This window comes from Synechococcus sp. R55.8 (assembly GCF_047461895.1).
In the GTDB taxonomy this organism is placed as follows: Bacteria; Cyanobacteriota; Cyanobacteriia; order Thermostichales; family Thermostichaceae; genus Thermostichus.
This window is the reverse complement of the sequence record NZ_JANSIB010000102.1, coordinates 1-10,807: the sequence shown is the minus strand read 5'-3', so window position 1 is coordinate 10,807 and position 10,807 is coordinate 1. Positions and strand designations below refer to the sequence as shown.

Below are 10,807 nucleotides of genomic sequence, written 5' to 3'. Positions count from 1 at the left end.
GGCTACTGAAAGCCCGCTCCGTACCGCTTTAGCGGTCGGAGTCGGGTAGTTTACATTCCCCTCTCCGATCCGGCTGATCAGCGACCCCCAAGCCGCAGTGCCGGAAGCAACCTCTAGCCCGGTTCAAACGGCTGCCCCAGAGCTGCCGGCGGAGTGGCCTTCACCGCCTGCTGGATCCAGCGCCGCAGCCGAGGTGGGATCCCGCGCAAGCCGTACTCCCACCATTCCCCAGAAGTGAGCACCAACACCAAAATCATCAACACAAAGGGAGCCACCGTAAAAACTTGGGTGGGCACGGCGCGGATGGTAGTCTGGGCAACCCCAGCGAAGGACTGCAAAATGCCGAACAGGTAGGCCCCCAGAGCTACCCGCAAGGGGTTCCAGCCACCGAAGATGACGATGGCCAAGGCAATCCAGCCATACCCTGCTGTATGTCGGTGGCTCCAGCCGGCCTTGAAATCCAGAGAAAAGGCAGCCCCCGCCAAGCCCAATAGGGATCCCCCCACAAGGGTGTAAACATAGCGCCAGAAAATGACATTGGTGCCGCGGGCAAAAGCCGCCGCCGGCTGTTCTCCCATAGCCCGCAACATCAGGCCAGGCTGAGTGCGATACAAAAAGAACCAAGTTCCCCCGATGAGCGCGTAGCTGGCGTACAGCAACAGATCCCCTTGGAACAGGAGTGGCCCCAGCAGCGGCACCTCTCTCAGGAAGGGGATGGGCAGGCTGGGCACCGTTGGCCCTGGGATCCGCACGAACGGATTGCCCAAAAAGGAAGACAAATCCGCCCCCAATAGGGTCAAGACGAAACCAATGGCAATTTGGGATCCCTTCAGGGTCAGCGAGCCAAAGGCCACGATCCCAGCAAACAGCGCTCCCACCGCGGCGGCAGCCAAAAAGCCCAATACCAAGCTTCCCGTCAGCTTGGCCACGGCGAACCCAACCATGGCCGCCAGCATGATCGTCCCCTCTGCGGAGAGGTTGATCACCCCTGCCCGCTCGGTAATGGTTTCCCCCACACAGGCGAAGACCACCGGTGTGGCGGTGGCAATGGCAGTAGAGAGAATGGCGACCAGTTGAGCAGCGTTCATGATGGGCCTGTCGAGAACTCGGGTTGGGTTGATGCATTTGCAGTTGCTGCGCGAATGCGCCTGTTGATCTGGGCATCGCCTCACCCCAACACCCAGAGCATGAAAGCCACCCCTAGGGTGACGGCACCAAACAGAGCATAGCTGATCCGGCGCAGCGGCCTCAGTTGCAGGGCATGCAGATCCTTAAGCCAGCCCAGCCCCAAGGATTCGACAAAGCGATCCAGCACCGCCTGCATAGGGTAGGCGTAAACCGATCCTTGCTCCTTAAAGTTCACCAGCACAACCAGCAGTGTAGCGTAGCCCCAGAGGAGGCCCCAGAGCACAGCGCTCAACCCGATTAATATTGGCTCAAACATCGACTTTCCCTTGCCTTCTATAGGCATGTCCACTGCTTGCGTGAGCGGGAGACGGAGTTCTTTGAGCCTGGGGGACTTGGATCTCATTATTCCGGTTGTTTTCCCGTTGAGGCTGCCCTCCCTCAGACAAGAGCGTAGAAGGGATCCCAGCTTGCTTGCAGAGATCACGCCGGTTCTCTTCTGCCCGTCCAGGCCAGAAGATGACAAACTGGAAGTACCCGCTCGGAGTTATCTCGTCAAATCCCCATGAGTTCTCGCTACCTGCTGCCCCCCGCTGAACCCAAGTCTGTCGGTACTGCCTATATCCTCTGGGCGTTGGGCATCTTCGGGATCTGTGGCGTCCATCGCTTCTACCTGGGCAAGACTGGAACAGGCATCCTCTGGCTGTTCACCTTTGGCCTGCTGGGCTTTGGCCAGTTAATTGACCTGTTTTTGATCCCAGGCATGGTGGAGAACTACAACTTCAAGCTGGCCGTCCTGCAGGGATCCCGACCCTCCCCATCCCCAGCTTCCTCAAAAACCACCTCAGCACCTCCTCAGCCCCTCAAAGGTCAAGCTCTGATGCGGGAGATCCTGCGGCTAGCCCAACAGCGGCAAGGGATCCTCACCCTTGCGGAGATAGCTATCGACTTGCCTGCCGACTTTGACGAAATTGAAAAGGCGCTGCAAGAGCTGAGCCGGCGGAGCATGGCTTTCCCCGAAAACAACCCGGTCACTGGAGCGGTAGAATACCACTTCCCTCACCTGCTGCACCGCTCCCCCGACCAACGTTCGCTCTAGATGCCCTCCTGCAGACCTCTACTGGGATCCCAGGATCCCTTGACGTTTGGCTAGCCGCATTGCCCAGCGAAAGGCCAGCAGACCCAGGCCGAAGTAGAAAACGCCGCTGGTCAGAGCCATGATCAGCCGCACGGGATCCAGCCCTACCTCGCGCACCATTACGTCGCGTAACAGCCCCGCCCCCGCCGTCATGGGCAGACTTTGCCCTAGCCACCTCAGGGATCCCGGCCATTCTTCCGTGGGAGCAGCCAACAGAAAAAGCAAGCCGAATTGGCTGATAATTAAAAGCTGCTGAATTCGCTTCCAAATCAGAGCGGCGGATCCCAGCAAAAACGAAAAACCGTAGGCCCCCAGCACCACGCTCAAGAGCGGCAGCACCAAACTGGGGGGAAAGCGCAGCCGACTGCCCGTGAGCAGCAAAATGGCACCCAAAATGACGACAACAACAGAAAAGCGCAACACCAAGCTGGCACAAGCCCGTGCCAAGAAGAGAGTGGCTGCCGAAAATGGCGAGAGCAACACCTGCTCCAAGGTGCCTGTCTGGGCTTCCACCTGCAGGTTGAGGGCGATGTCGTTGACCACAAAAATGACCAGCGTCCAGAGCACATAGCCGATCACCACCGCATCCAACCGTTCGCCAAATTGGGAGGCAGGCCCTGCCACATATTGGGCGCCGGCAAAGAGGGCATAGAAGAAGAACGTGGTGATCAGGATCCCGCCCAGGGCCTCCGCCGGATAGCGAATGTACTGGATCCAGGCCCGCTTCAGTTCAGCCCAAAACAGGTGTATCACCGGCATCATCCTTGCCCCTCTCCCCTTTTCAACAACTCGAGGAAAATATGGGTGAGATCGGCTTCCTCTCGTTTGAGGCTGAGCAAGGGCAAAGGCTTCAAGATCTCCAGCACCTGATAGAGCATCTCTGGCGGGCCGCTGAACCGCACCCGATGGGATCCGAGAATCTCCACCCCTTGGCGGGCCAGTTGTTCAAACCTCCAGGGATCCAGCCCCTGTTCCAGCTCGATCCGATAAGTACCGACGGCGCCGGCAAAGTGCCGGATCAACTCTCCCGTGGGGGCTTGGGCGATGATCACCCCTTGTCGAATAACGGCTACCTGATCCGAGAGCGCTTCCGCAATATCCAGTTGATGGGTGGTGAGCAAGATGGCTCGACCCGAAGCGGCAATTTGGCGGATCAGGGATTTCACCGCTTGCGCCGATTCCACATCCAACCCCAGGGTGGGCTCATCCAGCAGCAACAGGGCCGGTTGATGCAGGAGGGCGACGGCAATGGCCACCTTCTGCTGCATACCCCGCGAAAGGGTTTGCACGGCAACATCCCGCTTTTCCCACAGGCCAAAGGTCTCCAGGAGCTCTAGCCCCCGTTGCCGGGCGGTTCTGGGGGATAGCCCCCGCAGCACACCGAAGTACTCCAGGTTCTGTAGGGGGGTCATCCGCCAGTAGAGGTTGCGATTGCCTTCCAGCACTGCCCCCACCTGGGCCAGGGCCCCCGGATCGGTATGGGGATCCCGTCCGAGAACGCACACTGTGCCCGCGTCGGGTTGGATCAGGCCGGCAATCATCTTAATGGTGGTGGTCTTGCCGGCCCCGTTGGGCCCCAAAAAAGCCAGGATCTCCCCTGCTGCCAGCGTCAGGGAGACATCCACCACTGCCCGCACCTCCCTGCCTCCTTGCCGGTAGGTTTTTTGGAGGTGGTGAGCTTCTAGAACTTTCATGACGCGAACCCGATGCAAACGCGAAGCCGATGCAAAAAGGAGCGCTGAAGAGAGGAGGGCCGGCCATTCCACTCTCTCACACCAGAGCATGGGCCCGCCTCGAGAGGGATCCGGCAAGATCTAGGGGGTCATTGGGATCCCAGCCTCCATCCGGCTCAGGGCCAAACTCATTTTGTCTAGCCACTGCAAAAGGCTCTCCAGTTGCTGCGCTGCCGGTACCATCCCCAGCCCTCGCACCGTCACCTTGCCCGGTTGGTAAACAAAGCGAGGCTGCAGGTGAGTGGGCAGGGCCTCTTTCAGGCGATTCCAAGCGGGCTCCTCCATGGGGGTTTCCAAAAGCACATGCTCTTTGGCCGGTTTGATGCGGGAAAAGCCCAGGGCTCGGGCCAGCACCTTCAGCTCCATTACCCGCAGCAGCTCCTGAGTGGGCTTGGGCAGGGGGCCAAAGCGGTCTTGCCATTCTTGGGCAATTTGCAACAGCTCGACCCGAGAGCCGGCAGCAGCCAGGTGTCGATAAGCCTGCATCTTTTGATCTTCGTCGGGGATATAGCTTTGCGGGATCATGGCGGTTACATTGAGGTCAATTTGTGTGTCCTCCACCTGTGGGATCTCCTGGCCGCGAATTTCTCGAATGGCTTCTTGCAGCATTTCCAGGTAAAGATCGAAGCCCACCGCATTGACTTGCCCGGATTGTTCCGTTCCCAGCAGGTTGCCAATGCCACGAATTTCCATATCCCGCATTGCCAACTGATAGCCGGATCCCAGTTGGGTAAATTCCTGAATGGCCTGTAGGCGTTTGCGGGCCTCCTCGGTGAGGATCCCGTCTTCTCGGTAAAACAGCCAAGCATGGGCTTGGATCCCAGCCCGGCCCACCCGCCCCCGCAGCTGGTATAGCTGAGCCAATCCAAACTCCTGAGCATTTTCAATCAAAATGGTGTTGACGCGGGGAATATCCAAACCGGATTCGATAATCGTCGTGCAGACCAGGATATCGATTTCCCCATTGTTAAAAGCCAGCATCGTTGCCTCTAGCTCCCCTTCCGGCATCTGCCCGTGGGCAATGGCAATGCGAGCACCGGGCACCCACTCCCGCAATTTGGCACTGGTTTCTTCGATGCCTTCAATGCGGTTGACGACATAGAAGACTTGACCGCCGCGATCCAACTCTTGGCGGATAGCCGTGCGGATGACTTCGGGGTTGTAGGGAGAAAGGTGAGTTTTGATAGGCCGGCGGGAAGGAGGCGGAGTTTGGATCAAGCTCATTTCCCGCAAACCCGACAAGGCCATATACAGAGTGCGGGGAATAGGGGTGGCGGTGAGGGTGAGTACATCCACCTGGGTTTTGAGAAGTTTGATTTTCTCTTTTTGGTTGACGCCAAAGCGCTGCTCTTCGTCAATAACCAAAAGGCCTAAATCCCGAAATTGCACATCCTTGCCCAAAAGCTGGTGGGTGCCCACCACAACATCCAGTTCGCCACTCTTGAGACGGGATAGGATTTCTTTTTTCTCCTCCGAGGTGCGGAAGCGGTTGAGCAAGCCCACTTGAATAGGATAGGGAGCAAAGCGCTCTTTGAGGGTGTGGTAGTGCTGCTGGGTAAGAATGGTGGTTGGCGCCAGGAGAGCTACTTGCTTGCCGGCGGTTACGGCTTTGAAAATGGCACGGATTGCCACCTCTGTTTTGCCAAAGCCCACGTCCCCACACAGCAGCCGATCCATAGGGCGTGGAGATTCCATATCCCGCTTGATCTCCTGGACAGCTCGGAGTTGATCCGGCGTCAGGGGATAGGGGAAAGAATCTTCCAGCTCCTGTTGCCAAGGAGAATCGGGCGGGAAGGCATAGCCCTCCTGTTCGGCGCGTTTGGCATAGAGCTGCAGCAGGTCAAAGGCCACTTTTCGCAGGCTCTTTTTCACCTTCTGTTTGGTCTTTTCCCAGGTGCTGCCGGACATCTTGTGCAGGGCAGGTGGTCCATCCCCGCTGGCGCGGTAGCGGGAAAGGGAGTTGACCTGGTCGGCAGCCACCCGCAACAGGCCATCGCTGTATTGAATAACCAGGTACTCGCGGGTTTCGCCCCCAATGGTGAGGCTTTCTAAGCGCAGAAACTGGCCAATGCCATGGGCCTTGTGAACGACAAAATCCCCTGGCTTGAGCAGGTTGGGATCCACCTGGCGAGAGCTGGCCTGGCGGCGCTTGCGCACATAAGTAGGGGTGGCCAGGCTGTGCTGGCCGAAAAACTCGCGGTCGGTGAGCACCACCCACCCCAAGGTGGGCAGGAGAACCCCCTCCAGCTCGGCCAGGCCGGAATACTTGAGGGCCACTGGGGTGTAGGACTGCAGCTGGCGCTCGATGGCCGGGAAGTCTTTGGGATTGGGCACGTACTGGGCGGGGCAGTCGTGTTCCTGCAGCAGAGCTACGGTGCGGGAGGGCTGAGCAGAGAGGATCCACACCTGCAACTGCTGCTTGCGGTACTCGCGCAGGGTTTTGGCCAGGGATCCAAACTGGTGGGGAGCAGTAGGCACAGGCCGGCTTTTTAGGTCAAGGGCAGCTTCGGCTTCGCCAGCAGGGGCAAAGGTGCGGGCCAACAGGCAGGGGAAGGGATCCCAGTCGGGAGCATGGAGATCGAAGGGGCGGTGAAAGGGCTGCAGAGCCGGCTCCGCAACCTGGGCCTGTTTCCACTGTTCTTGGGCGTGGCTTAGCCACTGCCGGCTGTGGGCCTGGCACTGCTCTGGCTCGTCGATCAGGATCAAAGCCTCGGGATCCAGATAGCTCAGCAGGTTGGCTGGCGGATCGTAGAGTAGGCCAAGAAAACGGCGCAAGCCTTCCGGAGGAGACGGCGACTGCTCCAACTGCTGCCGCAGACCCTGGGAAAGCTGATCGGCTTTTTCCTGCAGAGCCGGCCAGAGGATGGGCCCGTAGCCGGTGGGAGTTAGCCAAACGTGGGGGATCCCATCTTGGGAGCGCTGGCTGACTGGGTCAAACTCCCGCAGCCTCTCCAGCTCGTTGCCGAACCACTCCAGCCGCACCGGCCACTCGCAGGCCACTGGGAAAACGTCGAGAATGTCGCCCCTTTGGCTCCACTGCCCCTCGCTTTCCACCAGACTCACCCGCTGGTAGCCCAGACGGGTCAACTGCTGCCCCAGTTGCTGGGGAAACATCTCCAAGCCAGGTTCCAGCTGGAGACAAAAGGCCCGCAACACCTCTGGGGGAGGGAGGTGGGGTTGGAGGGCCCGCTCTGTCGCCACAATGGCCATGCCCTTCTTCCCCTGGAGGCAATCGGCCAGCACCTGAAACTGGCCCCACACCAGCTCCGGTTCCAGGTCAAAAGGTTCGTAAGGGGAAGCCTCGGAGGTGGGGTAGAGCTGCACCGTCTCCCAGCCCATGCCCTCCAATTGCGCTGTCCAGCGGCCTGCTTCTTCCAGCGTGGCAGTGATCACCAGCAGGGATCTTCCCTCCTGCTGGGCCAAAGCCGAGGCGATCAACCCCTTGGCAATCCGCCCTGCCCCCTGCAGATTTGCCCGTCGCTGCGATCTCAAGCAGGCGGCCAGCTCTTGAATCAAGCCGGACTGGCCTAGAAAGCGCACCAGCGGAATAAACGACATCTTCCACCCCACACTGCAAACTGCGATCCCAACAAGCAGGGATCCCAATTCTGGCAGGCTCCGGGGACAATCAGCAGCCGTCTGCCGGCTCTGTAAACCGGAAGTCCTCCCTTGCTGGGAATTGCTCCTCGATCTATTGGGACAACAGTTTTGTTGTTTAAAGACGAAGAAAACCAGAACCCTATGTCAATGGCCTGCCAGTTTTTGGCCGCTAGGTTCACAGAGGGCTTTTTGCTTTGTAGTCCAAATTACAAAAAAAGGTCTATATCTCACAGAATCCTAAAATTAACCTTTAGAGTCGGACGGCTTGTCGATTGTCTTGGCCAAGATTCGATGTTAGAAGGAACCACAAAGCGCGGCTTTCCCGGCCTCATCCGATGTCTGCCAGTCAGCAAGATGTTTTTCATGCAAGAGGTGTAGCTGCATCAACTGCAGAGGATGTTGTCGGAAAAAGCTGTATTGGCCAATTCATCTAAGCTTGGTACAAATCATGTTTCTAGATACCGTTGCCCTTTCTCGTCTACAGTTTGCCCTCACGGCCATTTTTCACATGTTGTGGCCGGTTTTAACAACAGGGATGGCCATTTACCTTGTTGTTGTTGAGGGACTTTGGCTGAAAACCCGCAACTTAGATTACTACCGCCACGCCCGTTTCTGGTCAAAACTCTATGTGTTGAACTTCGGTATTGGCGTGGCCTCAGGCTTGCCGATGGCCTTTCAGTTTGGCATGAACTGGGCGCCCTTCTCCGAAGCGGTGGGAGATTTTTTTGGAACCATCCTGGGCTTTGAAGGCACAATGGCCTTCATGCTGGAGGCCAGCTTTTTGGGGATCATGCTGTTCGGCTGGGAGCGCGTCCCGCCGGTGATTCACTGGATCTCGACGATCCTGGTGGCCTTTGGCGCCAACTTATCCACCTTTTGGATCCTGACGGCCAACTCTTGGCTGCAGACGCCGGCAGGTGGCGTGTTCGTCGATGGGAAATTTGTGGTGCGGGACTACCTGCAAGCTATTGTCAACCCCTTCATGGTCAACAGCTTTCTGCACATGTTTTTTGCCACCTTGGAAACCTCTTTGTTTGTTATCGGTGGCATCAGTGCCTGGTACATTCTCAAGCGGCGGCACAGCGAGTTCTTCTCCCGCTCCCTCAAAGTGGTCTTGGCAATGACCCTGGTGGTCGCCCCTTTGCAGGTGTTTGTCGGCCATCTGAGCGCGGAGCAAGTCTATCGCTATCAGCCGGCCAAGCTGGCGGCCATGGAGGCCCAGTGGGAGACGATCCCTGCCGGCGAGCGGGCAGACTGGAGCCTGTTGGCTGTGCCCAACGACCGCGAAGAGCGCAACGAGTGGGAGGTGAAGATCCCCGGCGCGCTGGGCTATCTGCTGGAGTTTAAGCCCCGCTTGGATCGACCCATTCAAGGGCTCAAAAGCTGGGATCCCCAAAATCGTCCCCACATGGTTGGCCTCATCTACTACTCCTTTAGGACAATGGTGGCCATTGGCCTCCTCCTAGCCGGGCTTGTCGGAGTTACCCTTGTGCAATGGCTGAGGGGCAAGCTCTCAGTGGAGGCCCTTTCTCAGCAAAAGTGGCTGATGAGAGCTTGGATCTTCGCAGCACCCCTGGGATACATCGCCGTTGAAACCGGTTGGATCGTCCGCTGTGTGGGTCGGCAGCCCTGGATTGTGTATGGACAACTGCGCACGGTGGAATCGGTTTCGCCCCTGCCGGCAGGAGAAGTGCTGTTTTCTCTGGTTGGCCTGACCGCGTTGTACACTGTGTTCTTCGTTGCCGCTCTCTACTTTGGCAGCCGCATCATCCGCGAAGGGCCAAACCTGGAGTTGCCCGCCCCTGTCCCGGCAACGCAGCCGGTGATCGTGGTCGAGCCTGCCCGCCACGAGCCGGATCGCCGTCCTGCAGAAGCTCGGTAGCAGCAGTTTGGTAGCCATCTAACTGGTGACTCCAAGTAGCAACAGGGCAACGTAGCAGGCCCATTCCCCACAGCAGTGAAACCCTTCGCTACGTCAACTCCCAACTTCCCTTCCCTAGAGGGAGAGGGACTGGGGATCGCCATCGGGAACTGTCTCGCACTGGTCAGAAATACTCAAAGCAGAGGGAACAGCGATGGAATCTTTTGAGCCTTTACAGCGGTTTCTGCCCCAGGTTTGGTTTTTTATCCTGGGCCTATTCCTATTTCTCTACGTTCTGCTGGACGGGTTTGATCTGGGAGTTGGTATCCTCTCCCTGACGGCCTCCAGCGAGACGCGGCGCAGCATTCTCATGACCAGCTTGGGCAATGTTTGGGATGCCAACGAGACGTGGCTGGTGTTGATGGGGGGATCCCTATTTGGATCTTTTCCTCTCGCCTACGCCACCATTCTCAATGCCCTCTACATACCCTTGGTGATCATGGTGGTGGGCCTGATCTTGCGGGCCGTTTCCTTCGAGTTTCGGGAAAACGCCGACAACAAGTTGGTGTGGAACCTGGCCTTTGGAGTGGGCAGCTTTTTGGCAGCCTTGGGCCAGGGATTTGCCTTGGGCAGCGTCTTCGAAGGGATCCGCGTGGACGAAGCCGGCCACTTTGCCGGCAGCCCCTGGGATTGGCTGACCTGGCGCACGCTGTTGGTGGCTCTTACTTTGATCCAGGGCTATGTGTTAATCGGCTCAGCCTACCTAATCGTTAAGACCACCGGCGAGCTTCAGGAAACCTACTACAAGACGGCAACCATCGCCACCTGGACAACTTTACTGGGGGCAGTGTTTATCACCATCAGCACTCCTATCATGTCCGAGCAGGCGCGTGCTCAGCTTTTCTCGCCCCCTCTTTTCTACATCTTTGCTGCCATCCCAGTTCTGGGACTTTTGTTGGTGGCGTTGTTGCTGCGCAGCCTGCGCCGGCGGGAAGAAAATAGCGTTTTGGTTTACACTTTTTTGATCTTTGCGCTTTCTTTTATCGGCTTGGGGTTCATGGTCTTCCCCAACATCATCCCCCCCAGCGTCACCATCTACGAAGCGGCAGCCTCCCCCAGCTCGCTGGTGTTTATGCTCACCTTTATTGGCTTTCTGATCCCGGTTATCTTGTCCTACAACATCTACAACTACGTGGTGTTCCGGGGCAAGATCGTGGTGCAGGAAGTGGCGGCGGAAGAGGCCAAAGTTCCAGAGGCAGTTTAAGCTGGCCTGAGGATGCAGCAATAACCCCGCCCGGTGATGGGCGGGGCAATTTTTTAGGTGCAATCGAACGTCTACAGAGAAAGGCT

8 protein-coding genes are annotated in these 10,807 nt (G+C 58.0%); 3 read left to right on the top strand and 5 right to left on the bottom strand.

The window, feature by feature from the left end; all coding sequences use genetic code 11:
* Window positions 1-113: 113 nt before the first annotated feature.
* Both NW829_RS10320 and NW829_RS10315 read right to left on the bottom strand, forming a co-directional pair.
* The gene (locus NW829_RS10320; protein ID WP_414331509.1) at window positions 114-1,088 is read right to left on the bottom strand and encodes an ABC transporter permease; all 975 of its coding nucleotides are present in this window, start codon (window positions 1,086-1,088) and stop codon (window positions 114-116) included.
* Between the two features lie 80 nt (window positions 1,089-1,168).
* Window positions 1,169-1,471, bottom strand: a complete 303-nt coding sequence (locus NW829_RS10315) for a hypothetical protein (protein ID WP_187147267.1) — start codon at window positions 1,469-1,471, stop codon at window positions 1,169-1,171.
* 219 nt (window positions 1,472-1,690) lie between these two features.
* Here NW829_RS10315 and NW829_RS10310 point away from each other — a divergent pair, with 219 nt between their 5' ends.
* Window positions 1,691-2,224 (top strand): TM2 domain-containing protein, encoded by a 534-nt coding sequence (locus tag NW829_RS10310; protein WP_414342801.1) that lies wholly within the window; start codon window positions 1,691-1,693, stop codon window positions 2,222-2,224.
* Window positions 2,225-2,242: 18 nt separating this feature from the next.
* Here NW829_RS10310 and NW829_RS10305 read toward each other — a convergent pair whose 3' ends face one another.
* The 3 genes from NW829_RS10305 to mfd all read right to left on the bottom strand — a co-directional run bounded on the left by NW829_RS10305 (window position 2,243) and on the right by mfd (window position 7,554).
* Entirely contained in the window at window positions 2,243-3,025 is a 783-nt protein-coding gene (locus tag NW829_RS10305) for an ABC transporter permease (protein WP_414417023.1), read from the bottom strand.
* Window positions 3,022-3,957, bottom strand: a complete 936-nt coding sequence (locus tag NW829_RS10300; RefSeq protein WP_414375447.1) for an ABC transporter ATP-binding protein — start codon at window positions 3,955-3,957, stop codon at window positions 3,022-3,024. Before NW829_RS10300 ends, NW829_RS10305 begins: the two co-directional genes overlap by 4 nt.
* A 120-nt stretch (window positions 3,958-4,077) precedes the next feature.
* Window positions 4,078-7,554 carry a transcription-repair coupling factor gene (mfd, locus tag NW829_RS10295; protein WP_414417022.1) on the bottom strand — a complete coding sequence of 1,159 codons (3,477 nt, stop codon included), beginning with the start codon at window positions 7,552-7,554 and terminating at the stop codon, window positions 4,078-4,080.
* 490 nt (window positions 7,555-8,044) lie between these two features.
* On the opposite strand from mfd, the gene NW829_RS10290 reads away from it, so the two are divergent.
* The gene (locus NW829_RS10290) at window positions 8,045-9,478 is read left to right on the top strand and encodes a cytochrome ubiquinol oxidase subunit I (RefSeq protein WP_414383095.1); all 1,434 of its coding nucleotides are present in this window, start codon (window positions 8,045-8,047) and stop codon (window positions 9,476-9,478) included.
* 193 nt (window positions 9,479-9,671) lie between these two features.
* Window positions 9,672-10,721, top strand: coding sequence for a cytochrome d ubiquinol oxidase subunit II (cydB, locus tag NW829_RS10285; protein ID WP_011432837.1), 1,050 nt, complete (start codon window positions 9,672-9,674; stop codon window positions 10,719-10,721).
* The last annotated feature ends 86 nt before the right edge of the window (window positions 10,722-10,807 follow it).

Coding starts and splice junctions, on each gene's coding strand:
- NW829_RS10320 (WP_414331509.1), bottom strand. CDS start 1,088: ATGAACGCTGCTCAACTGGTCGCCATTCTCTCTACTGCCATTGCCACC.
- mfd (WP_414417022.1), bottom strand. CDS start 7,554: ATGTCGTTTATTCCGCTGGTGCGCTTTCTAGGCCAGTCCGGCTTGATT.
- NW829_RS10315 (WP_187147267.1), bottom strand. CDS start 1,471: ATGCCTATAGAAGGCAAGGGAAAGTCGATGTTTGAGCCAATATTAATC.
- NW829_RS10305 (WP_414417023.1), bottom strand. CDS start 3,025: ATGATGCCGGTGATACACCTGTTTTGGGCTGAACTGAAGCGGGCCTGG.
- NW829_RS10310 (WP_414342801.1), top strand. CDS start 1,691: ATGAGTTCTCGCTACCTGCTGCCCCCCGCTGAACCCAAGTCTGTCGGT.
- NW829_RS10300 (WP_414375447.1), bottom strand. CDS start 3,957: ATGAAAGTTCTAGAAGCTCACCACCTCCAAAAAACCTACCGGCAAGGA.
- cydB (WP_011432837.1), top strand. CDS start 9,672: ATGGAATCTTTTGAGCCTTTACAGCGGTTTCTGCCCCAGGTTTGGTTT.
- NW829_RS10290 (WP_414383095.1), top strand. CDS start 8,045: ATGTTTCTAGATACCGTTGCCCTTTCTCGTCTACAGTTTGCCCTCACG.